This is a genomic window from Arsukibacterium sp. UBA5043, from assembly GCA_002415085.1.
Lineage (GTDB): Bacteria > Pseudomonadota > Gammaproteobacteria > Enterobacterales > Alteromonadaceae > Alishewanella.
In genome coordinates this window covers 32474-55479 of the sequence record DIBV01000006.1, presented here as the reverse complement: position 1 = coordinate 55479, position 23006 = coordinate 32474, and the positions used below count along the sequence as shown (strand labels likewise).

The window sequence follows — 23006 nt, the reverse complement described above, 5'->3', positions numbered from 1 at the left end:
GCTTAAGATCCTCTACTGCTATCAAGCGTCCGTGACAACAATATAACCGGAATAATACTGACGCAAACAATGGCCAGCGCGGGTAAAGCGGCATCGGCCAATCGCTCGTCTGACGCCAGCTCATACGTTCGCACGGCCAGGGTATTAAAATTAAAGGGTCGTAAAATCAGGGTGGCTGGCAGCTCTTTTAATACATCAACAAATACCAGCATGAGTGCAGTTAACACACTGCCGCGCAGCAATGGCACATGGACCCGCCGTAGCACCTGCAGCGGGCTGGCTCCCAGAGAGCGTGCCGCATTGTCCATGCTGGGTTTAATCCGCTCAAGGCCCGCCTCAACACTATGCAGTGACACCGCCAGAAAGCGCACACTGTAAGCCAGCAATAACGCAAATAAGGTGCCAGAGAACAACAGACCCGTCCGAACCCCAAACCATTGCTCGGCCAGTAAATCAATATTCCGATCTGCCCAGGCCAGCGGAATCATTACACCAATGGCAATAACAGTGCCCGGTATTGCATAACCGAGCGCAGCCAGGCGTACCGGCAATCTGACCAGCGGATCACGCCGCAGCCGGCTGGCATAACCAAACAACAACGCCAGCATAACGGATAACACCGCTGCCAGTGCCGCCAGGCTGAAACTATTCCAGATTAGCCGGCCAAAATCTGCGGTTAACAGCGTTAACCAATTAGGTAACGCCCAGCTGGCAAGCTGAAAAGCAGGAATAACAAACCCTAAAAAAACCGGCAACGCACAAATTAATGCAACCAGCAATTGGCGACCAGGGGTTAATATCCGCAATGTGCTGATTTGCTGACGCTGGCCTTGAAAAAAATAGCGAATCTTACGCCTTGACCATTGCTCAAGCACTAGCAACACCAGGACAAAGCTGCTGAGTAACGCCGCAAGCTGAGCAGCACCTTCCTGGCTACCCATGCCGAACCAGGTACGGAAAATCCCTGTCGTAAACGTAGCGATACCGAAATACTGTACAGTACCGTAGTCGGCAAACGCCTCCATCATCGCCAACGCGACCCCGGTAAGCAGCGCTGGGCGGGCCAGTGGCAAAGCCACTTTCCAGAAGTGCTGACGTGGGCTGAAACCCAGGGTGCGGCTAGCCTCCAGCATGCTGTTTGATTGCTCTCTAAACGCACTACGGGCTAACATATAGACATAGGGATACAGCACCAGCGATAACATCAGAATGGCACCGCTAAGTGAACGAATTTCCGGGAACCAGTAATCGCCATAAGCCCAGCCAAAATATTCTCGCAGGCCACTTTGTAATGGTCCGGCAAAATCAAGCATGCCGGTATAGGTATAGGCAATAATATAGGCTGGCATCGCCAGCGGTAGTAATAACAACCACTGCAGCACGCGCCGGCCAACAAACTGGTACTGACTAACCAGCCAGGCGGTACTGGTACCAATGGCTAATGTACCCAGGCCGGTGCCCACTGCCAGCGATAATGAGTTAACAATGTAGTCTGCCAGCACGGTCTGGCGCAAATGCCTCCAAACCCCAATATCAGGAGTGAGCACACTGCCAAAAACGACCAAAACCGGCATTGCTAACAGCAATGCCGGTACTAATACTGACCAACGCCAGATATCCACTTTGAATGGCAGCATACTTCCCCGTTGCTGATCCTGACTGACGGTTAACGCCAGCCAGCGCGGTCCATTACCCGAATGGCTTCGGCATTTAGCTCACCTAACTTATCCAGATTTAGCTCGTCCGCGTTGAATTGGCCAAAGCTTTGCAGCAATTCGCTGGCTTGCACGCCCTTCACCACCGGGTATTCATGGTTTTGCTGGGCATACCACTGCTGGGCCTGCTCCGTTACCATATACTCCAGTAACCGCACCGCATTGGCTTTATTAGGCGCATGGGCAGCAACGCCGGCACCAGAAATATTAACGTGTGCACCAGTGCCAGCCTGATCAGGCCAGAAAACTTTTACTTTTTCCGCTGTCGCGCGTTGCTCTGAGTCAGCCAGCATGCCACCTAAATAATAGGTATTGGCGATAGCAATATCACAAACGCCGCTGGCGGCTGCACTAATTTGGTCCCGATCACCACCACGTGGCGGCCGGGCAAAGTTTGCTACCAAACCTTCTACCCATTGCTCTGCGGCTGCCGCACCTTCATGGGCAATCAAACCCGCCACCATAGACTGGTTATAAATATTATCTGATGAACGAATACAAATGCGGCCACGCCATTTGGGGCTGGCCAAATCTGCATAGGTTGATAACTCTTCAGGATTCACTTTTCCCGGCACATACATAATAGGCCGGGCACGCATGGTTAAACCGTACCATTGGCCAGCAGGGTCACGCAGTTCCTCAGGGATAGCAGTGTTCAGCGTGTCAGACTCGATGCTTTGTAATACGCCCTGAGTTTTTGCGCGATATAAACGGCCAACATCGGTGCTGATTAATACGTCTGCCGGGCTGTTTCGTCCTTCACTGGCCAAGCGGCTAATTAATTCATCCGGTTTACCGGTGATCAGATTGACTTTGATGCCAGTGTCTTTAGTAAAGTCATCCAGTAACGGTTTAATTAACTCTTCCTGACGGGCCGAATAAATATTTACTTCGCTGGCAATTGCCGAGGCGGCGCTGAATAAGGCGCTGGCAAGTGCAGAAACAATCAAAAATGTCGGTTTACTACGCATAGGGAACAACTCCAGCTTCAGGTTAACGTTCTGAGCTGTCATATAACCATAAACGCGAATTATTCTCAATAAGTTTGCGATCTAAATTTTAAAAAATTACTCGGCCGATACACCGAACTGCTGCAGGCTGTGCGCCAGGCTGGCCGCTGATAATTCGCCCATATGCGAATGGAGCAACTGGCCATCGGCACCAAAATACAAGGTTACCGGTAAACCATGTGCACCCAACTGGCTGGCAAATTGTCCTTGCCTGTCCAGCAATAAGTGGTTAAATGTTAGGCCAGCCTGGTTTAAATATTGTTGCACGGTTTGTGGATGCTCGCGCTGATTAAGCAATACAAAACGTACCTCAGAATACAGTTGCTCAGCCTGTTGTAGTACCGGCATTTCCCGCCGGCAAGGCGGGCACCAGCTGGCCCATAAATTGACCACGGTCAGCTGGCCACGCCCCAGATCTGCTAAATTAACACTATCGCCGTTTAACTGCTGCAATGTTAGCTCAGGCAATACAGCTTGCTGACGCCCGACATAAATAACCGAACTGAAAGCTCCGAATAGCATGGTCACTGTCAATACCCCGGCCAGCAAAGCCTGACGCTGCTGGCGGCGGTGCCATAATAGCCAGAGTAAAATGGTTACTGCACCTACTAGCGTAGCTGCGACATCAAAACCCCTATCCCGGATATCCAGCATCTGCCATACCGTGTCGTAACTGTCGGCAAATCGGGCCACAAAAGCCAATCGTCCAAGCAAAAAACTGCCAAGAAAAATAGTTAACAATGGATCAGTAACCGATACTTTATATTTTCTGCCCACCAACGCCGCCACCAGCAGCCCCAGCAATACACTGATTAATAACAGTAATGGTGGCAATGGTAACGCCAGTGGGCCAAGATTTACTGAAGTTAGCACCAGATTCTTATTCCAGTTGATTCATACGTTGGTTATGCTTTGAGAAATCCGGGATTTCACGCTGATAATCCTGCTGGTACAAGCTGGAGTGAATAATAAAATCGGCAGTGGCACGATTGCAGGCTACCGGAATATTCCAGACCACGGCTAAGCGGATCAGCGCTTTAACATCAGGGTCATGCGGCTGGGAAGACAACGGGTCCCAGAAAAATATCAGCCAGTCTATTTTTTGCTCCGCAATTAACGCGCCGATTTGTTGATCGCCACCAATCGGGCCACTCGCCATGCACTGTACCGGTTGCTCAAGTGCATCGCTTATCAGTTTACCAGTGGTACCCGTGGCAATTAAGTTTTTGTCGGCAAAAAATGCTTTATGCTGACCAATCCACTCTAACAAAGTAGCCTTTTTACCATCGTGCGCCACCAGGGCAATATTTTTCATGGTGTGTCCTGCATTTAGAATTTTACTGACCATACACTCAAAAAAAAGCCCCGACAAGCGGGGCAAAACAACCAAGGTCCACGTATAACATCGTTATTGGTCTGGCGTTAACTGAAGCACTGCTTTCGGGTTAACCACCATCAACCACATCATTCTTTCTGAGCGCTTAATTACGCTTCAACAATTCGTTTCATCGCGGTCATATAACCACGTAATTTTTTACCGACCACTTCTACCGGGTGCTGACGAATAGCATCATTTACTGCAATCAGCTGCAGGTTATCGACGCCGGTCTGGCTCTGATTTAAGCCTTTACCAATATATTCGGTGCTTAAACTATTTACCTTGTCACGCAACAGCGGCACCGCCGCATGGGCGAACAGGTAGTTGCCGTACTCTGCTGTGTCGGAAATTACCACATTCATTTCATATAACCGCTTACGGGCGATGGTATTGGCAATTAAGGGTGTTTCATGCAGCGACTCATAATAAGCCGACTCAGCAATAATACCGGCGTCAACCATGGTTTCAAACGCCAGCTCTACCCCGGCTTTTACCATGGCAACTAACAAGATTGCGCGGTCAAAATATTCCTGCTCGGCAATTTTTTCATCTGATACCGGCGCTTGTTCAAAGCCGCTGTCACGGGTCTGCTCACGCCAGGTCAGCAGGTTTTTGTCATCATTAGCCCAATCGTCCATCATGGTGCGGGAGAACTCACCACTGATGATATCGTCCATATGCTTTTCAAATAATGGCCGCAGGGTTTGTTTTAACTCTTCCGCTAAATCATAAGCTTTTATCTTGGCCGGATTACTCAGCCGGTCCATCATATTGGTAATACCACCATGCTTCAGGGCTTCAGTTACTGTTTCCCAGCCATACTGAATTAACTTAGCGGCATAACCGGCTTCTGTCCCGTCTGCTACCAGTTTATCAAACGCCAGAATGGCACCGGTTTGCAACATTCCACAAAGAATGGTTTGCTCGCCCATTAAATCTGATTTAACTTCGGCAATAAAAGAGGATTGCAACACCCCTGCCCGGTCGCCGCCCGTCGCCGATGCATAAGCTTTCGCTACCGCTAAACCCTGGCCTTTAGGATCATTTTCCGGATGCACCGCAATCAGGGTTGGCACCCCAAAGCCGCGTTTATACTCTTCCCGTACCTCAGTACCCGGGCACTTTGGTGCTACCATCACTACCGTGATATCCGGCCGGATTTGCTTACCTTCTTCAACAATATTAAAACCATGCGAGTAAGCTAAGGTCGCGCCTTGTTTCATCAGCGGCATTACCGCATCAACTACGCTGCTGTGTTGCTTATCCGGCGTCAGGTTTAATACTAAATCAGCCTGCGGAATCAATTGCTGATAAGTACCAACGGTAAAACCATTGCTGCTGGCTTTAACAAAAGAAGCGCGCTTTTCGCTTATCGCTTCGTCGCGTAGGGCATAGCTGATGTTTAAGCCAGAGTCGCGCATATTCAGGCCCTGGTTTAAGCCCTGAGCGCCGCAACCGACGATTACAATATTCCAGTCATTAATAAAGCTGCAGCCATCGCTGAACTCACTTTTATCCATAAAGCGACACTGGCCCAGCTGCTGTAACTGCTGGCGCAAACTTAAGGTATTAAAATAATTACTCATACAATTTCTCAGAATTCAGTTTAGCGGATAAGCCAGGCTTACCTTACACAGCTCTGCAACCACATGTTAGCGGGGCGCCATGACAAACAGATTACGTCGATGGGCCGGCAGACTGCGTTAATGAACTCATAATAGCCACAGCAATCTATTGCGTGAAGTGATATATTTACAACTCAGTATTTCACTTTATGCAATTAAGGTAAGCCATGGATATTCGCAGTGCCCAGTTATTCCTGCACTTAGCCTCCAGTTTAAACTTTGCTAAAACCAGCGAGCAGATGTTTGTCAGCCCCTCTACCCTGACCCGGGTGATCCAGCGACTGGAAGAAGAGCTGGGGACCTTGTTGTTTAATCGTGATAAACGATCAGTGCTACTGACAAAAGAAGGTGTCAGAGTGCAACAGTTTGTCCGGCTCTGGCTGGATGAATGGCACCAACTACAACTTGATTTACAACTGGCCAGTGCTGAACTGACCGGCGAAATTCGCTTGTTCTGTACGGTAACGGCCAGCTACAGTCACCTGCCGGCTATTCTGGATAAATTCCGGCTGCAATGCCCCAAGGCTGAAATTAAATTAACGACCGGCGATGCGGCCATGGCATTTGAAAAAATTAAAGCAGGAGACGTCGATATTGCCCTGGCGGCATATCCGGCTCACTTACCCGCTAATATGATTTTTCAGCGCATTGCCCAGCTGCCGGTCTGGCTGATTGCGCCGGTGATCCCCTGCAAAGTAAATGATTTACTTTCTGCGGCCCCAATTAACTGGAATGATATACCGCTGGTGCAATCAGACCATGGCCCGGCCCGCTCCCGTTCCGACAAATGGCTGGCTGACTGTAACATCAGGCCTGAGGTTGCGGTAAAAGTAGATGGCCACGAGGCGATGGTTTCTATGGTAGCGCTGGGTAGCGGTGTCGCTGTGGTGCCTGAGCCGGTTATTAACCATAGCCCGGTACGTGACAGGGTACGAATTCTGGATATCAGCTACCCGTTTCAGCCGTTTGAGCTGGGTGTATGTATGCTGGGCAAAAAATTAGAGCAACCTTTGTTGCAGGCATTCTGGCAACTGGCAGCTGCAAAAAAATAAAGCTGCCAGTGGCAGCTTTATTTGCAGAACTGAGTTACTTAACAACCTTCAGATGGCTGCCTTTTTTCGGCTTAGGTGGCTCTGGCGTGTCATCATCATCAAAGGGCTCAGCAAATAACTCTGCATCGTCCTCTTCCTCTTCAAGGGTGAACACTGTACCGGCACCATTTTCTTTTGCATAAATGGCCAACACCGCTTTTACCGGAATATGCAACGCAAATGGCTGACCGCCGAAGCGGGCACTAAAGGTAATTGCATCATTACCAAGTTGCATATTTCCAACGGCTGAAGGCAACACGTTAAGCACGATCTGACCGTTCTGCACAAACTGCTGTGGTACTTTTACCTGCGGATAGCTGGCATCTACCACCAAATACGGCGTACAGTCGTTATCAACTATCCATTCGTAAAACGCCCGCACTAAATACGGGCGGTTTGGTGACATTGCCGCCATTATAAACGCATCCCGCGCCGTATTTCCCGCTCGGCTTCAGTTAATGATGCCTGAAATGCATCACGTTCAAAAACACGTGCCATATAATTTTTCAGCTCCTTGCTACCCGGCCCCTGGAATTCGATACCCAGAGTGGGTAAACGCCACATTAACGCTGCCATATAACAATCAACCAGACCGAATTCTTCACTCATAAAAAACGGGGTTTCGTTGAACAGTGGTGCCAGTGACAACAGGCCTTCTTTTAGTTCCTGACGGGCATTGTCAGCGTCGTCAGCATTGGTTAGCACTTTTTCTGCCAGACTGTACCAATCGTTTTTAATCCGATACATCATTAACCGGGCCTGACCACGCGCTACCGGATAAACCGGCATTAGCGGTGGATGCGGGAAACGCTCATCCAGGTATTCCATAATGATGTCGGCCTGATACAGAGCCAGTTCACGGTCAAGTAATGTCGGTAAGCTGCCATAAGGGTTCACTTCGTACAGATCTTCTGGCAGGTTGTCCTGAGCTACCTGAAGGATATCAACAGTTACGCCTTTCTCGGCCAGTACAATACGCACCTGGTGGCTGTACATATCATCAATGGCTGTGAATAAAGTCATCACAGGGCGTTTATTGGCAATGATCGCCATTTATTCCTCCGGTAAAATAAAAAACGGCAAAGGGGCGCTAAGGCCCCTGGTATCTCAATACTAGTTAAATCAACTAATTAGTGAACATCTTTCCAGTATTCTTTCTTCAGTAAATAAGCCAGCACAAGGAAAATCAACAAAAAGATCATCACTTTGTAACCCAAAGCATGCGCTTCCAGTTTGGTTGGCTCGCCTACGTATTCCAGGTAGTTTACCAGATCTGCAACGGCACGATCATATTCTTCTTCGCTTAACTCGCCACTGCCATCGGTTTTAATGCCGACGTAAACCTGTTTAGGTTCACCATCAACTAACCGGGTTTCATAAGTTTTGCTTGGCAGGCCTTGCAATTCCTGCAGCACATGCGGCATACCAACCAACGGAAACACTTCATTGTTTACGCCAAATGGCCGGCTATCATCCGCATAGAAAGCGCGCAGATAAGTATAAAGCCAATCAGGACCTCGTACCCGGGCAACGTTGGTTAAATCAGGCGGGGTGGCACCAAACCACTTTTCACCGTCTTTTGCCGACATGTTGTTGGTAATATGATCGCCGACTTTTTCACCGGTAAACATCAGGTGCTCCATACCCAGCTCCTCCGGAATATCCAGATCGGCAAAGGTACGAGAATAACGCTGATATTGCATCTGATGACAGCCCAGACAATAATTCTGGAACAAGCGGGCACCATTTTGCAGTGATGCCTTATCGGTTAGATCGATCGGCGCTTTATCCAATTGTACTGTTGGGCCCGCTGCGATGGCCAGTGAAGAAGCTAATAATGCAACAGCAGACAATAACGTTTTCATCATTAGGTAACCCTCACTGGTAACGGCTTGGTGTTTTCATTCTTACTGTAGAAAAACAACAGCACAAAGAATCCAAAATATGTAAACGAGAATATCTGAGCCATTAGGGTATAGACACCTTCTGCCGGCAATACACCCAACACACCCAATGCCACAAAGCTGATACAGAAATTAATCAGGTTAACTTTGTGCAAACCACTACGATAGCGTACTGAACGCACCTTGCCTCGGTCCAGCCACGGCAACAACGCCAGAGCTACAATGGCAGCGAACATAGCCACAGCACCCATGAACGGATGCGGTATCGCCCGTAAAATGGCGTAGAATGGTGTGAAGTACCATACTGGCGCGATATGATCAGGGGTTTTCAACGGGTTTGCCGGTTCGAAGTTTGGTGGCTCAAGGAAATAGCCGCCGCCCTCGGGCAGAAAGAAAATTACCCAGGCAAAAATTAACAGAAAACCTGCCACACCGACTAAATCTTTTACCGTGTAATAAGGATGGAATGGGATCGCATCCACAATGATTTTTTTACCACCGCGGGTAAAATACTGATGGAAAGTAAACTTTTTATCCGCTTCAGTTTGTTCAACCGACCCGTCATTATCTTTCTTAATGTCGATACCGTCCGGGTTATTAGAACCCACTTCATGCAACGCCATGATATGCAGGAACACCAGAATTACCAGTACCAATGGCAAGGCAATAACATGCAAGGCGAAGAAGCGGTTCAGGGTTGCACCGGATATAACATAGTCACCCCGGATCCACAGCGTTAAGTCTTCACCAATAAACGGTATCGTACCAAATATTCCGATGATAACCTGAGCGCCCCAGAACGACATTTGGCCCCAAGGCAGCAAGTAGCCCATAAAGGCTTCAGCCATCAGCACCAGGAAGATCAACATGCCAAAAATCCACAGTAGTTCACGTGGTTTCTGATAAGAGCCGTACATCATGCCGCGCAGCATATGTAAATAGACTACGACAAAAAAGGCCGAGGCACCGGTAGAGTGCATGTAACGTAACAACCAGCCATAATCAACATCACGCATGATGTATTCAACCGATGCAAACGCACCTTCTGCTGAGGGTTCATAATTCATCGTTAACCAGATACCGGTAACAATCTGGTTAACCAGCACCAGCATGGCCAGTGAGCCAAAAAAATACCAGAAGTTAAAATTCTTTGGTGCCGGATACTGCATCACATGCAGGTTCATCTTATCCATAAAGGGTAAGCGGTACTCAATCCAGCTCATCAGGTTTTTAAACATCAGACAGCCCCCTCATCTTCACCAACCACAATGGTGTTATCATCGATAAACATATGTGGCGGTACCACTAAATTGGTTGGAGCAGGCACGCCCTGAAATACCCGGCCCGCCATATCAAACTTGGAACCGTGACATGGGCAAAAGAAGCCAGCCCGGATGCCTTCAACCTGAGCCGCAAAATCATTTGGCAAATAAGAAGGTGAACAACCCAGGTGAGTACAAATTCCGACAGCGACAAAAATTTCTGGTCTGATTGAACGATGTCGATTCTGGGCATAAGCAGGCTGTTGCGGAACATCGGATGATGGGTCACGCAGTTTGCTTTCGGTTTGCTCTAACTGCCCGAGTGTTTCCTCGGTGCGTTTTACTATCCAAACCGGCTTTCCCCGCCACTCTACCCGGATTAACTGCCCTGGTTCGAGTTTGCTTATGTCTGCAGTTACTGCAGCACCGGCTTGCTTAGCCCGCTCACTCGGATTCCAGGATGCAATAAAGGGCACAGCCACTCCAACAGCACCCACGCCTCCCACTACTGAGGTAGCAATGGTAAGGAAGCGGCGGCGACCATGATCTACAGGCGCATTGCTCATCCACTCATCTCCACGTTAACGCTTAACATAAAAAAATTTAAGCGGCTGAATTCCAGCAATTATTATAAGTTTAAAAAATAACGCCGATCATAATGAAAAGCCCTGCTTTACACAAGGTTTAAGGTGGGATGAATAGCTAATATATCAGCAGTTATGAGGCATAAACAGCAACAAAGCGTTACAGTTCAGGGCTTACAGCCATGGTATATTTGAAATTGATTAAAATAAAAAACCCGGCACAATAAGCCGGGTTTTTGGTACCAGAAGCGAATTAACGCTTTGAGTACTGTGGACGTTTACGTGCTTTACGCAGACCGACCTTCTTACGTTCAACTTTACGAGCATCACGCGTAACGAAGCCAGCTTTACGCAGCGCCGGACGCAGTGACTCGTCAAATTCCATCAGTGCACGGGTGATACCGTGACGGATAGCACCGGCCTGACCGCTGATACCACCACCTTTGACAGTGATGTACAGGTCGAACTTTTCAACCATATCAACCAGTTCTAACGGCTGCTTTACTACCATACAGGCAGTTTCACGGCCGAAGTACTCGGTCAGAGCGCGCTGGTTGATAACAATGTTACCTGATCCAGCTTTTAAGAAGACGCGGGCCGTTGAGCTTTTACGACGACCAGTTCCGTAATATTGATTCTGTGCCATGTTATGCTCCGATTAAATATCTAAAATTTGCGGTTGCTGAGCAGTGTGTTGATGCTCTGCGCCAGCGTAAACTTTTAACTTACGGAACATAGCGCGGCCTAATGGGCCTTTGGGCAACATACCTTTGATGGCAGTTTCCAGAACCATTTCAGGTTTTTTCGCGATCAGCTTCTCGAAGCTGATTTCCTTGATACCGCCTGGGAAACCAGTATGCGAGTAATACATTTTGTTTTTCGCTTTGTTACCAGTAACAGTTACTTTCTCAGCGTTGATAACGATGATGTAATCACCGGTGTCAACATGAGGAGTATACTCTGGCTTATGCTTGCCACGTAAACGAGCAGCGATTTCTGTTGCGATACGACCCAGTGTTTTACCGTTTGCATCAACAACGTACCAGTCGCGTTCTACGCTTTCTGGCTTTGCAGTAAAAGTTTTCATCTAAACCTATTCCAAATAAACTTAAGTTACACCTAACATTGCGCAGGGCTGTTGCTAACAATGTCGTAATCGCACCCCTTCGAGTACAAAAACTACCGGGCTAACGGCAGTATGAGGCTGTAACGTAGGCCGGGCGCGGATTATATATTAAACAATTACAAAGATCAGCCCTGTTGATGAAAAAATATCATAATTGTTGTAGTTCGTTGTAAGTAGCCGGGCTAGTCAGGGTAAATGAGCTGACGCCAGATAGTCCCGGGACTGCATTTCCTGCAACCGGCTAATGCAGCGCTTAAACTCAAATTCAAGTAAACCCTCAGTGTAAAGCTGCTCCAGCGCAACTTCTGCCGACATTATCAGCTTTACCTGGCGCTCATAAAACTCGTCTACCAGGGCAATAAAACGCCGGCTGACATCTTCATTCTGGCGCCCCATTGGTTTCACCCCAGACAACAATACGGTGTGATAACATCTGCTTAACTCCATATAATCGTATTGGCTACGGGCGCTCTCGCATAAGGTGTTAAAAGAGAACCAGACAATACCATCCGCCTCTGCCAGCGCGCTTAACTTTCGATTGGCAACGTCAATCTGGCATGCGGCCTGACGAGGCTCTACCGACAATGCCAAAAAATATTGCTGTAGATTCTGTTCAGCCTCTTTATCTAATGGATGGTGATAAATTTCAGCTTGTTCCAAAGTCCGCAGCCGGTAATCAATACCGCTATCTACATTAAATATTTGGCAATGTTGTTTAATTAAACCAATAGCAGGCAAAAAACGCGCCCGTTGCAAACCATTGCGATATAAACCATCCGGTTCAATGTTGGAGGTTGCGACCAGAGTGATGCCGCGCGCAAACAGGCCCTGCATCAAGGTGCCTAAAATCATGGCATCAGTAATGTCTGAGACAAAAAACTCGTCAAAACAAATAATGTCAGTTTGCTTGCTGAAATTATCAGCAACCTGCTCCAGCGGATTTTTTACCCCCTTTAGCAATTTTAGATCTTCGTGGACCCGGTGCATAAAGCGATGAAAATGAATTCTCATTTTTCGTTTGGTCGGCAAACATTCATAAAATGTATCGACCAGATAAGTTTTGCCCCGGCCAACCCCACCCCAGAAATACAAGCCCGTAAGTGGCTTTTTCTGCGGGGTACCCGTTCTTAATTTTTGCCACCATGACTGTGATTGCGGCAGCTTCTGGACAAAGTCATCGTAAAGCCGTTGTAACTGCTTAACCGCATATTCCTGTGCCGTATCATGATGAAAATCAGGCCGGGTTAAGTCTTGCTGATATTTTTCTGCTGGTGTCATGGGCAATTGCTGCAAACTTAGTTGGTTTAGCTGGAAAAACAGGCGATAATAATAACATGCCTTACCACTCAAGCTAAGAAGTTAAGGTACACTGGTGACAGAATTTACTATTTAGGAGTTGATATGGATCTCACGTTCGCCCTGGCGGGTCTGGCAGTTGGTTTAATAGTGGGTGCGATTCTGGCCAGATTATACAGTTTAAAGCAATTTAACAGTCATAAACTGCAACAGGAGCTTGATGCCAGTCGCCAGCAACTGAATCAGTACCGTCAGGATGTCTCACAACATCTGGACGTTACTAATCAACTTATGACTCAGTTACAGGACAATTATTCACGCATTGCCCGCCACGTACAACAGTCTAAGATGCAGCTGGTTGAACAACCACCAGTCAGTAAAAATTCTGAGTTAAATTACTTGTCTACCGATGCCGCCGACCATATTAAACAAACTTTACATCAGATTGATGAAAAACGTCGGGTTTATTCAGCTGTTGACGAGCAACCCCGCGACTATTCTGGCGAAGCCAGCGGTTTGATTAAAGAGCGCAAAGTGAGTAAGCCCGAGTAATACTTCGTTACATAACGCAATAAACAAACGCTGAACTTTTTCTATGCCACAACGTTCTTAGTCGCATGTATGTGAAGGAGACTGTTACGCAATGAAAATGAAATTGTCTGTGCTACACGCTGCCGTATTGGCAGCAACTTTAGCCGTACCTGCCAGCTCGGTGCAGGCGGCCTTACCGTTTTTTAATTCAGATAAACAAGAGATGCCTTCTCTGGCACCTATGCTGGATAAAGCTACCCCGGCGGTAGTGCATATCTCAGTCGAAGGCAGCCGCGAAGTACGCCAGCGGATCCCAGATGCGTTCCGGGAATTTTTCGGGCAGCGAGGTCAGGGTAATCAACCCCAGGAGCGGCCATTCAGTGGTTTGGGCTCGGGCGTCATTATTGATGCAGAAAAAGGGTACATCGTTACTAACAATCATGTAGTGCAAGACGCTGATAAAATTCAAATAAAGTTAAAAGATGGTCGTAGTTTTACGGCCAAAAAGCTGGGCGCAGATCCACAAAGTGATATTGCGCTTTTGCAAATTGAAGCCAAAAACCTGGTACAAGTTCCGTTAGCCGACTCAGACAAGCTTCGTGTCGGTGATTACGCGATAGCTATTGGTAACCCTTTTGGGCTGGAGCAAACCGTCACGTCCGGTATTGTCAGTTCACTGGGGCGTAGTGGCTTAAATATGGATGGCTTCGAAGACTTTATTCAGACTGATGCCGCCATCAACAGAGGGAACTCCGGCGGTGCTTTGGTTAACCTGCGTGGCGAACTGATTGGTATTAATACGGCAATTCTGGGTCCCAATGGTGGCAATGTCGGTATTGGTTTCTCTATCCCTTCCAATATGATGAAAAACCTGGTTGACCAGATTATTGAGTTTGGCCAGATCCGCCGGGGCAGTTTGGGAGTGCGGGGAAATGATGTCAATTCTGAACTGACAGAGGCGCTGAACTTAGACGTTAGTAAAGGTGCTTTTGTCAACGAAGTACTGCCTGATACCGCAGCAGCGAAAGCTGGACTGAAAGCTGGCGATGTTATCATCAGCATGAATGGTAACCGGATCCAAAGCTTTAATGAGTTACGAGCCAAAATTGCTACTCTGGGTGCAAATCGTAAAGCTGAGTTGGGTATTTTGCGTGATGGCAAAGAGCGCAGCGTTACCGTAACCCTGCAGGAACTGGCAAGCGGTCAGCTTGCCGCCAATCAACTACATCCGATGTTACAGGGGGCAATTCTTAATAATGGTGAGCGGGGCGTAGAAATTACCGAACTGGCCAATGGCTCGGTGGCAGAGCAGATAGGCCTGCGTCAGGGCGATATCATTACCGGCGTTAACAGACAGCGGGTACGCAATCTGGCCGATTTACGCCAGATACTTGAGGGCCGCCAGGGTGTTGCCGCGTTGTATATTCGCCGTGGAAATGACGAGCTTTATATCTTACTGCGATAAGGCAAATTGGCTTAAGCAGTAGCTAAGTGGCTACTGCTTAAGCATAATTAGTGCTATGCTAGCTGTACATTCTTTTTGCTACCAGACAGCTGTGCGAAATATCTTTTTATTTATCCTCAAAAGTGTTGTTTATGGCCTGGCTCTGGCGCTGGTTATTCTGTTATTTTTTCCTCAGTTCACCGGAATTAGTCTGCCAAGCTGGCAAAGTCATAATGAACAAACTGAACCCGCCCCGGTATCCTATGCCAGCGCTGTAAGAAAAGCAGCACCGGCTGTTGTCAATGTTTATACCCGCAGCAGAGTTATCGATCCGCGGGGATTTCAACCGCGTTCAATTGAACGTCAGGAGCTGGGCTCCGGGGTTATCATGAGCGCCAAAGGTTATATTCTAACAAATCACCATGTGGTTTCCGGTGCCGATCATATTGAAGTGGCATTACAGGATGGTCGCTGGCTCGAGGCGGTGTTAATTGGTCAGGATGTTATCTCGGATCTGGCGGTTTTATATGTTCAGGCAGATAATTTGCCAGTAATACCTCAGGATATTGAACTCGACTCACAGGTTGGCGATGTCGTGCTGGCGATTGGTAACCCGCTTAACCTCGGTCAGACGATTACTCAGGGAATTATCAGTGCCAATGGTAACACAGGCCTTAGTTCCCGTGGGTATATCGACTTTATGCGAATGGACGCAGCGATAAACAAAGGGAATTCTGGTGGCGCGCTGGTTAATACTAATGGCACTTTAGTTGGTATTAATGCGGCTGCTTTTCAACTACAAAATCAGGAGATCCAAGGCATATTTTTTGCTGTGCCTTATCAACTTGCACAAAATATTATGCATAAGCTGATTAAACATGGCCGGGTTACCCGCAGCCATCTAGGGGTATCTGGTGATCCTGTCGTCAATGCCGCCGGTGACAAATTAGTTTCTACCGGCCAGAAAATGTACGGCCTGGCACTCACCGCGATAAGTCCTGGCGGACCGGCTGATGAAGCAGATTTACAAATTGGCGATGTTATTCTGAAAATTGCCGGCGAGCAATTTTCAGACACTCGCCAGGCATTGAATCTGATCGCTGAAACAGCGCCGAATACTGAATTAGTGCTGACCATTAATCGCAACGGTCAGATCCTGGAAATACCGACAGTAGTGCGGGAACTACGCCGCGGTTAAGCGGCTACTATCTCGGATTAGTTATTAACGCCAGACTAAGCTACGTCAATCCGCTCAATTTTTGCACCCAAACCCTGCAGTTTATCCTCAATTCGTTCGTAACCACGATCGATATGATAAATGCGTTCTACCAGAGTCTCGCCCTCAGCAACCAGACCGGCTATCACCAAACTCGCAGATGCCCGTAAATCGGTTGCCATTACCTGAGCTGCCATCAGTTTTGGGCTATGCTGGCACACCGCCGTATTGCCTTCCAGCCGGATTTTAGCACCCATTCGTTGCAGTTCAGGTACATGCATAAAGCGGTTTTCGAAGATGGTTTCTGTAACCACGCCTACCCCTTCTGCAACCACATTAAGCACGGTAAACTGAGCTTGCATATCCGTAGGAAAACCAGGATGAGGCACTGTTTTTACGTCAACAGAGGTTAGCTTTCGGCCCGTCATATTAAGACGGATCCAGTTGTGACCGGTAGTAATTTCGGCTCCTGCTTCTCGCAGCTTTTCCAAAACTACTTCTAACTCTTTCGCATCAGCGCTGACACAAGTAACATCGCCACCGGTAACCGCAGCCGCCACCAGAAAAGTACCGGTTTCAATTCGATCAGGCAGTACCCGGTGCTCGCCACCTTGTAACGCGCTAACCCCTTCAATGCGAATAGTATCGGTACCGGCACCAGTGATTTTTGCCCCCATAGTAATCAGATATGCGGCTAAATCAACCACTTCAGGCTCGCGTGCTGCGTTCTCAATCGTGGTCGTACCATCAGCAAGCACCGCTGCCATCAACAGATTTTCAGTGCCGGTAACGCTGACCATCTCCATAATAATATGCGCGCCTTTCAACCTGCTGGCGCGAGCCTTGATATAGCCATTTTCAACCTGGATTTCAGCCCCCATCTTACGCAGGCCATCAATATGCAGATTCACCGGGCGGGCACCGATGGCACAGCCTCCGGGTAAAGATACTTCAGCCTGGCCAAAGCGACTCAACAAGGGGCCTAGCGCTAATATAGAGGCCCGCATAGTTTTCACTAACTCGTACGGCGCATACTGATTATTAATCTGGCCGGCATCAACAGTCACACTGTTAGTGTTGACGGTCAGTTTCGCCCCGAACAGCTGCAGCAATTGATAAGTGGTTTCAATGTCTTTCAGTTTTGGCACATTGGTTATCGTGCTTGGCTTTTCAGACAGGATACTGGCGAATAAAATGGGTAACGCGGCATTCTTTGCACCTGAGATAATTACCTCACCTTGCAAAGGACCACTGGCAGTAACACGGAATTGTTGCATATTATGTCTTACACAGGTGGGTTTAAAAGTTTTTCTCTGCGCCATTGTTCCGGCGTAAAGGCCTTAATGCTAACAGCATGAATACTGCCGTCTGCAATTGCACTCATCAGGGGAGCGTAAATCATTTGCTGCTGCTTAACCCGGCTGACATCCGCAAAACAATTGCCTACTGCCGTTACCGCATAATGCGACCCTTCGGCGCGAACATATACTTCGGCCAGCTGCAATTGCTCTTTTAACAGCTGTTCAATTTGTTTAATCTCCACACGACACCTTAATCTGTTATCGGTAACAAGGACGTTACTGCACTAACCTTTGCTAAAGCAAGCAGTTGCGCGGGAACTTTGACAAATTCAACCTCTAGCTTCTGCTTACGTGCTTTGCCGAGCTGCTGAATTAGCCATGCCAATCCCGCTGAGTCTACATTGCTTAGGGCGGAAAAATCAAAGATTACCTTGCCGCTGAGGGTATTTAACAATTTAAAAGGTGAATATAACATTAATGTGTCACGATTCAGCTCACCACCAAACCGTAAAATATTATCATTGCTGTCAATAGTCAGTGACACGGCGTTACTCCGGCACTTTAATCGGTTCTTTGGCTTTTTCCAGCAACAGTTCAGTGACCCGGGCAACACCTTGCTGCCGGATCAGGTTGCTCAGTTCAGCCCGCTTGCTGTCTAGCAATGATATACCCTCAGCTACCATGTCATAAACCAACCAGTGTTCAGAACCACGATTACGACGTAATTTAAAATCGATGGTGATATCCGGTTTACCAGGGTCAATGACCCGGGTTTTAATCGTCATGATACTTTGATTTTCAGGCGGACGTGCCGGCTGAATAATGACTTTCTGATCCCGGTAGTAGGTTAATGCACCGGCGTAAGAGGCAACCATATAATCTTCAAATGCCACCACAAACGCATCAAACTCCTCCCGTGGCAATTCCCGCAAATTTACGGTGCGGCCAATTACTGTTAAGGCAGCATACCGACCATCAATATAAGGCACCAGTTCTTCATTAACGATAACCCGTAAATGCTCTTTGTCCTTAGCAATCAGCTCTTGGTCTTTGGCTATGCGCTGGAACGTTTTGTCAGCAACCACCTCCATCATTTCAAAAGGGTCCGTGTATTGCTCTACTTGTTGCGTTGCTGATCTTGCTACCGGCTCGTTACTGTATGCCGTAAACGGAGTCGCTGTTAACATAACCAGTAATAATGCGCTGCCCGATAAATATTTCACAATTAATTTCCCCGGTTAAATAAGAACTGGCCGATAAGCTCTTCCAGCACAATAGCTGAACGCGTATCCTGAATAGAATCACCATCTGCCAGAATTTGGACGGTTTCATCGATAAAGCCCGGCTGTAAACCAAGGTACTGCTCGCCTAACAAACCCGATGTTAAGATGGCAACCGAACTGGTTTCAGGAAAATTACTGTATTGCTCGTTAATCTCCATTTTAACCACCGGAGTATAGTAAACGGTGTCCAATTCAATAGAGGCCACCCGGCCCACTACCACACCACCCACTTTAATCGGAGAGCGAACCTTTAAACCTCCGATATTCTCGAATTTAGCATACAGCACATAACTCTCGCCTGAACCGGTCACCCCGGCATTAGCCACTTTCAATGCCAGCATAAGAAATGCAGCCACAGCTACAACAATAAAAGCGCCAACTAAAATTTCAATTTTCCGTGTGGTCATTTTATCCACCAAACATTAATGCAGTTAATATAAAGTCAAAGCCCAGAACCGTTAGTGAAGCTGTCACTACGGTCTGAGTTGTCGCCCGGCTAATTCCCTCTGATGTGGGCACTGCATCAAAGCCTTTATGTAATGCTATCCAGACAACGATAATAGCAAAAACAAAACTTTTGATGACGCCATTCAGTACATCCTGATATAAATCAACATTAGCTTGCATCGTTGACCAGTAGCTTCCGCCATCTACGCCCAGCCAGTCCACCCCGATCAAATGACCGCCGAGGATACCTACCGCGTTAAATACCAGTGCCAACAGTGGCATGCTGATAACGCCGGCCCAGAAACGTGGCGCTATAATTCGCCGTAACGGGTCAACTGCCATCATTTCCATGCCAGACAATTGTTCTGTTGCTTTCATCAGACCAATTTCTGCCGTTAATGCACTGCCGGCACGGCCAGCAAATAGTAACGCGGTCACTACCGGACCAAGTTCCCGTAACAAGCTTAATGCCACCAGAGGCCCAAGCATCCCTTCAGCACCAAACTTTACCAGCACCGTGTAGCCCTGCAGGGCAAGTACCATGCCGATAAACAAGCCTGATACCACAATGATCAACAGCGATAACACACCAATGACATATAGCTGCCTGATGAGCAGCGGAAAACCTTTTCGAAAGTCGGGTTTGCCAACCAGAGCGCCGAATAACATTAAACCTGAGCGGCCAAAGCCCGCTATGTTGTTAATGGTGTCTCGTCCAAGCGTTTGTAGTTTGTCTGTTATCACCTGGCAGACTCCATCAATTCATCTTCGTAGGCTTGCGCCCGGTAATGAAAGGGAACTGCGCCGTCCGCCTCCCCCTTCAAAAACTGCTGTACCAGTTCTGATTTATCCTGACGAAGCTGCTCGGGAGTGCCATGGCCAATTACTTTCTTTTCTGCAACCACATAAACGTAATCGGCAATACTCATTACTTCCGTAACATCATGCGAAACCACGATTGACGTCAAACCCAGCGCGTTATTCAATTCTTTAATCAGCCGGACAATCACGCCCATTGAAATAGGATCCTGGCCGGCAAAAGGTTCATCATACATGATTAATTCCGGATCAAGCGCGATGGCCCTTGCCAGCGCCGCCCGTCTCGCCATACCACCTGACAACTCTGCGGGCTTCAGATCGCGGGCACCGCGTAAGCCAACAGACTCAAGTTTCATTAATACGATAAGCCGGATTAACGATTCGGGCAGTCTGGTGTGTTCACGGATTGGAAACGCTACGTTGTCAAATACTGACATTTCGGTAAATAAGGCACCGCTCTGAAACAGCATGCTCATTTTTTTACGCGCCTGATATAAATCAGCTCGTGACAACGCCGGAATATCCTGGCCATCAAACAAAATATGGCCGCTGTCAGGCTTTAACTGGCCGCCAATAAGTTTAAGCAGCGTCGTTTTACCAATGCCGCTCGGCCCCATAATGGCCGTAACTTTACCACGACGAACCTGCATACTCATATCATCGTATATCAGGTGCTGACCGCGGGAAAAGCTTAAGTGCTGGATATCAACCATAATATCGGACAAATTGGACTCCAACTGAAAACAACCGCGAAAGCAGTTTTACCGGCCTGGTACTAAATTTGCCAATATACATACAAGCATGTATGTTTGCAATCGAATACCAGAAATCCCTTAGGTTGTAGTATTGTAAAGGTATTGCAGTTCAATGTCGTTACAAAAAATCGTAACAAAGTGTGCGAAAAAATCGAAGAGAGCTGAAGTGACAGGTTTTTTTTGCAATTACCGACAATAACACGGAAAATACAGTTAACTTAACCAATAAATTACAGGACTGCTGCGTGTCTCCTTTACTCGTCGCTATTTTTTTTGTCATTGTCGGCCTTGTGTTATTGATATGGAGTGCTGATCGCTTTGTGTATGGTGCTTCGTCAATAGCCCGCAATAGTGGTATTTCTCCTATGGTTATTGGCCTTACCATTGTAGCTATGGGTTCTTCGGCCCCTGAAATGCTGGTGTCGGCAACCGCTGCCTGGCAAGGCAAGCTGGACACGTCAGTAGGCAATGCTGTTGGTTCTAATATCACCAATATTTTACTGGTTATTGGCGCTGCAGCACTGCTAAAACCCATTGCGGTATCTTCACTGACCTTACGCCGTGAATTCCCGTTGTTATTAGTTTGTACCCTGTTCGGTTACTATCTGCTGTCGGACCACCTGCTAACCCGGATTGAGGGGATCGTATTACTGGTAGCATTTTTTAGTTTTCTGGCATTATTAGTGTACTGGGGTAAACATGCTACCCCTGATGATCCGCTGATTGCAGAGATTAATGCCGATGTCCCTACCGTTCATATTTCCACTGTTAAAGCCATTGTATGGGCAGCAGCAGGTCTGATACTTTTGCTAGCCAGCTCGCAACTGCTGGTACATGGTGCTGTGACTATCGCCCGCTATGCCGGCCTGAGTGATTTGGTGATTGGTTTAACAATCATCGCTATTGGCACCAGCCTGCCTGAATTAGCAGCCAGTATTATTGGTATTTTAAAAGGTGAGGATGATTTAGCACTGGGTAATATTATTGGCTCTAATATCTTTAATATTCTGGCTGTTTTGGGATTAGGCGCTGTTATAGGGCCAGATATGATTGATCCTAATGCCGGTGGGCGGGACAGTTATGTGATGATCGGTGCCACGGTATTGATGTTGCTGATGTCAGTACGCCTGACTCGGATGCAACGGATTAACCGGATAGAGGGTGCTATACTGCTGGCAGCATTCGTTGGTTATCAATATCTGTTATTCTCACAAACGGCATAATCGTTTTCTTATTTATGGCAATTACTATGATCAGCACGTTTTGTAACCGGGCACTGGAAGTACTGCAGATTGAAGCAGAAGCCGTACGTCAGCTTGCGCAATATATCAACGCCGATTTTGAACAAGCCTGCCAGCTATTATTTCACAGTAAGGGCAAAGTTATTGTGATGGGTATGGGCAAATCCGGCCACATCGCCAATAAGATATCGGCCACCTTAGCCTCAACCGGTACACCGGCGTTTTTTGTACATCCTGCTGAAGCCAGCCATGGTGACTTAGGCATGCTGACCGCAGGTGATATTGTGCTGGCTATTTCCAACTCGGGTGAAACTGCAGAAATTTTAACCATACTGCCCGTAATTAAACGATTGGGTATTACCCTAATCAGCATGTCAGGTAACCCGGCCTCTACTTTGGCAAAATTATCAGATGTTCATTTGTGTGTAAGGGTAGAACAGGAAGCCTGTCCGCTTGGATTGGCACCGACGGCAAGCACTACGGCAACGTTGGCGATGGGAGATGCCCTGGCTGTTGCCCTGCTGGATGCCCGGGGCTTTTCTGCCGACGACTTTGCCCTGTCCCATCCTGGTGGCAGTCTTGGCCGTAAATTATTGCTCAGGCTGAGCGATGTAATGCATAAAGACAGCCAAGTGCCGATAGTGAGGCGACACGCTACCATCAAAGAAGCATTACTGGAAATCTCAGAAAAGGGTCTCGGTATGACAGCGGTCGTTAATGATGATCAGAGTCTGGCCGGTATTTTTACTGATGGCGACTTACGACGGATCCTAGACCTTAAACTGGATATCCACAGCACCGCAATTGAACAGGTAATGACCACGCCCTGCACTACCGCCAATGCTGACATGCTTGCTGGCGAAGCGTTGAAGATTATGCAACAGAAAAAAATTAACGGCTTGCTGATCATTGACCAGAACCGCACTCCGGTGGGTGCCATGAATATGCACGATTTGCTGCGAGCAGGAGTACTGTAGC

Annotated in this window: 26 protein-coding genes; 6 read left to right on the top strand and 20 right to left on the bottom strand. The window is 47.7% G+C overall.

Annotated features, from left to right (window positions below; genetic code table 11):
• Nucleotides 1-2 precede the first annotated feature (2 nt).
• From B2Q61_RS06820 to ilvC, 5 genes are all read right to left on the bottom strand, one after another.
• Complete coding sequence (locus tag B2Q61_RS06820) at nucleotides 3-1637, bottom strand: ABC transporter permease (protein WP_290619378.1); 1635 nt, start codon at nucleotides 1635-1637, stop codon at nucleotides 3-5.
• Nucleotides 1638-1666: 29 nt separating this feature from the next.
• Nucleotides 1667-2686 carry a Fe(3+) ABC transporter substrate-binding protein gene (locus B2Q61_RS06815; protein ID WP_290619380.1) on the bottom strand — a complete coding sequence of 340 codons (1020 nt, stop codon included), beginning with the start codon at nucleotides 2684-2686 and terminating at the stop codon, nucleotides 1667-1669.
• Nucleotides 2687-2782: 96 nt separating this feature from the next.
• The gene (locus tag B2Q61_RS06810; protein ID WP_290619382.1) at nucleotides 2783-3598 is read right to left on the bottom strand and encodes a TlpA family protein disulfide reductase; all 816 of its coding nucleotides are present in this window, start codon (nucleotides 3596-3598) and stop codon (nucleotides 2783-2785) included.
• A 7-nt stretch (nucleotides 3599-3605) separates the two neighbouring features.
• Nucleotides 3606-4040 (bottom strand): methylglyoxal synthase, encoded by a 435-nt coding sequence (locus tag B2Q61_RS06805; protein ID WP_290619384.1) that lies wholly within the window; start codon nucleotides 4038-4040, stop codon nucleotides 3606-3608.
• 170 nt (nucleotides 4041-4210) lie between these two features.
• Entirely contained in the window at nucleotides 4211-5689 is a 1479-nt protein-coding gene (ilvC, locus tag B2Q61_RS06800) for a ketol-acid reductoisomerase (RefSeq protein WP_290619386.1), read from the bottom strand.
• Between the two features lie 206 nt (nucleotides 5690-5895).
• On the opposite strand from ilvC, the gene ilvY reads away from it, so the two are divergent.
• A complete protein-coding gene (gene ilvY / locus B2Q61_RS06795) occupies nucleotides 5896-6780 on the top strand; it encodes an HTH-type transcriptional activator IlvY (RefSeq protein ID WP_290619387.1) in 885 nt (294 codons plus the stop codon).
• Between the two features lie 34 nt (nucleotides 6781-6814).
• Here ilvY and B2Q61_RS06790 read toward each other — a convergent pair whose 3' ends face one another.
• The 8 genes from B2Q61_RS06790 to zapE form a co-directional block, all read right to left on the bottom strand.
• Nucleotides 6815-7225 carry a ClpXP protease specificity-enhancing factor gene (locus B2Q61_RS06790; protein ID WP_290619389.1) on the bottom strand — a complete coding sequence of 137 codons (411 nt, stop codon included), beginning with the start codon at nucleotides 7223-7225 and terminating at the stop codon, nucleotides 6815-6817.
• An 8-nt stretch (nucleotides 7226-7233) separates the two neighbouring features.
• Nucleotides 7234-7872 (bottom strand): stringent starvation protein SspA, encoded by a 639-nt coding sequence (gene sspA / locus B2Q61_RS06785; protein ID WP_290619391.1) that lies wholly within the window; start codon nucleotides 7870-7872, stop codon nucleotides 7234-7236.
• Between the two features lie 77 nt (nucleotides 7873-7949).
• Nucleotides 7950-8684 (bottom strand): cytochrome c1, encoded by a 735-nt coding sequence (locus B2Q61_RS06780; RefSeq protein WP_414631470.1) that lies wholly within the window; start codon nucleotides 8682-8684, stop codon nucleotides 7950-7952.
• Between the two features lie 2 nt (nucleotides 8685-8686).
• Entirely contained in the window at nucleotides 8687-9961 is a 1275-nt protein-coding gene (locus B2Q61_RS06775) for a cytochrome b (RefSeq protein ID WP_414631467.1), read from the bottom strand.
• On the bottom strand, nucleotides 9961-10551 hold the full coding sequence (gene petA / locus B2Q61_RS06770) for a ubiquinol-cytochrome c reductase iron-sulfur subunit (protein WP_290619394.1): 591 nt from the start codon (nucleotides 10549-10551) through the stop codon (nucleotides 9961-9963). Before petA ends, B2Q61_RS06775 begins: the two co-directional genes overlap by 1 nt.
• A gap of 271 nt (nucleotides 10552-10822) precedes the next feature.
• On the bottom strand, nucleotides 10823-11215 hold the full coding sequence (gene rpsI, locus B2Q61_RS06765; RefSeq protein ID WP_019675270.1) for a 30S ribosomal protein S9: 393 nt from the start codon (nucleotides 11213-11215) through the stop codon (nucleotides 10823-10825).
• Between the two features lie 12 nt (nucleotides 11216-11227).
• Nucleotides 11228-11656 carry a 50S ribosomal protein L13 gene (gene rplM, locus B2Q61_RS06760; protein ID WP_019675269.1) on the bottom strand — a complete coding sequence of 143 codons (429 nt, stop codon included), beginning with the start codon at nucleotides 11654-11656 and terminating at the stop codon, nucleotides 11228-11230.
• A gap of 225 nt (nucleotides 11657-11881) precedes the next feature.
• Nucleotides 11882-12973 (bottom strand): cell division protein ZapE, encoded by a 1092-nt coding sequence (zapE, locus tag B2Q61_RS06755; protein ID WP_290619397.1) that lies wholly within the window; start codon nucleotides 12971-12973, stop codon nucleotides 11882-11884.
• 123 nt (nucleotides 12974-13096) lie between these two features.
• Between zapE and B2Q61_RS06750 the strand changes: the two genes are divergently transcribed.
• The 3 genes from B2Q61_RS06750 to B2Q61_RS06740 all read left to right on the top strand — a co-directional run bounded on the left by B2Q61_RS06750 (nucleotide 13097) and on the right by B2Q61_RS06740 (nucleotide 16164).
• Nucleotides 13097-13543 carry a YhcB family protein gene (locus B2Q61_RS06750; protein ID WP_290619399.1) on the top strand — a complete coding sequence of 149 codons (447 nt, stop codon included), beginning with the start codon at nucleotides 13097-13099 and terminating at the stop codon, nucleotides 13541-13543.
• 91 nt (nucleotides 13544-13634) lie between these two features.
• Nucleotides 13635-14987 carry a Do family serine endopeptidase gene (locus tag B2Q61_RS06745; protein ID WP_290619401.1) on the top strand — a complete coding sequence of 451 codons (1353 nt, stop codon included), beginning with the start codon at nucleotides 13635-13637 and terminating at the stop codon, nucleotides 14985-14987.
• A gap of 91 nt (nucleotides 14988-15078) precedes the next feature.
• Nucleotides 15079-16164 (top strand): trypsin-like peptidase domain-containing protein, encoded by a 1086-nt coding sequence (locus tag B2Q61_RS06740; protein ID WP_290619403.1) that lies wholly within the window; start codon nucleotides 15079-15081, stop codon nucleotides 16162-16164.
• Nucleotides 16165-16199: 35 nt separating this feature from the next.
• Here B2Q61_RS06740 and murA read toward each other — a convergent pair whose 3' ends face one another.
• Genes murA through mlaF form a run of 7 tightly spaced genes read right to left on the bottom strand, consistent with a single transcriptional unit; the run spans nucleotide 16200 to nucleotide 20745 of the window.
• A complete protein-coding gene (murA, locus tag B2Q61_RS06735) occupies nucleotides 16200-17459 on the bottom strand; it encodes a UDP-N-acetylglucosamine 1-carboxyvinyltransferase (RefSeq protein WP_290619405.1) in 1260 nt (419 codons plus the stop codon).
• 8 nt (nucleotides 17460-17467) lie between these two features.
• On the bottom strand, nucleotides 17468-17725 hold the full coding sequence (locus B2Q61_RS06730) for a BolA family protein (RefSeq protein ID WP_290619407.1): 258 nt from the start codon (nucleotides 17723-17725) through the stop codon (nucleotides 17468-17470).
• Nucleotides 17726-17733: 8 nt separating this feature from the next.
• Nucleotides 17734-18027 carry an STAS domain-containing protein gene (locus B2Q61_RS06725; protein ID WP_290619408.1) on the bottom strand — a complete coding sequence of 98 codons (294 nt, stop codon included), beginning with the start codon at nucleotides 18025-18027 and terminating at the stop codon, nucleotides 17734-17736.
• Between the two features lie 4 nt (nucleotides 18028-18031).
• Nucleotides 18032-18706 carry an MlaC/ttg2D family ABC transporter substrate-binding protein gene (locus tag B2Q61_RS06720; RefSeq protein ID WP_290619410.1) on the bottom strand — a complete coding sequence of 225 codons (675 nt, stop codon included), beginning with the start codon at nucleotides 18704-18706 and terminating at the stop codon, nucleotides 18032-18034.
• Between the two features lie 2 nt (nucleotides 18707-18708).
• Nucleotides 18709-19173, bottom strand: coding sequence for an outer membrane lipid asymmetry maintenance protein MlaD (mlaD, locus tag B2Q61_RS06715; protein ID WP_290619412.1), 465 nt, complete (start codon nucleotides 19171-19173; stop codon nucleotides 18709-18711).
• A 1-nt stretch (nucleotide 19174) separates the two neighbouring features.
• Nucleotides 19175-19957, bottom strand: a complete 783-nt coding sequence (gene mlaE, locus B2Q61_RS06710) for a lipid asymmetry maintenance ABC transporter permease subunit MlaE (protein WP_290619414.1) — start codon at nucleotides 19955-19957, stop codon at nucleotides 19175-19177.
• On the bottom strand, nucleotides 19954-20745 hold the full coding sequence (gene mlaF, locus B2Q61_RS06705) for a phospholipid ABC transporter ATP-binding protein MlaF (protein WP_290619504.1): 792 nt from the start codon (nucleotides 20743-20745) through the stop codon (nucleotides 19954-19956). Before mlaF ends, mlaE begins: the two co-directional genes overlap by 4 nt.
• A gap of 287 nt (nucleotides 20746-21032) precedes the next feature.
• On the opposite strand from mlaF, the gene B2Q61_RS06700 reads away from it, so the two are divergent.
• Nucleotides 21033-22010 carry a calcium/sodium antiporter gene (locus B2Q61_RS06700; protein WP_290619416.1) on the top strand — a complete coding sequence of 326 codons (978 nt, stop codon included), beginning with the start codon at nucleotides 21033-21035 and terminating at the stop codon, nucleotides 22008-22010.
• Between the two features lie 26 nt (nucleotides 22011-22036).
• Nucleotides 22037-23005 carry a KpsF/GutQ family sugar-phosphate isomerase gene (locus tag B2Q61_RS06695; protein ID WP_290619417.1) on the top strand — a complete coding sequence of 323 codons (969 nt, stop codon included), beginning with the start codon at nucleotides 22037-22039 and terminating at the stop codon, nucleotides 23003-23005.
• Nucleotide 23006: the final 1 nt, after the last annotated feature.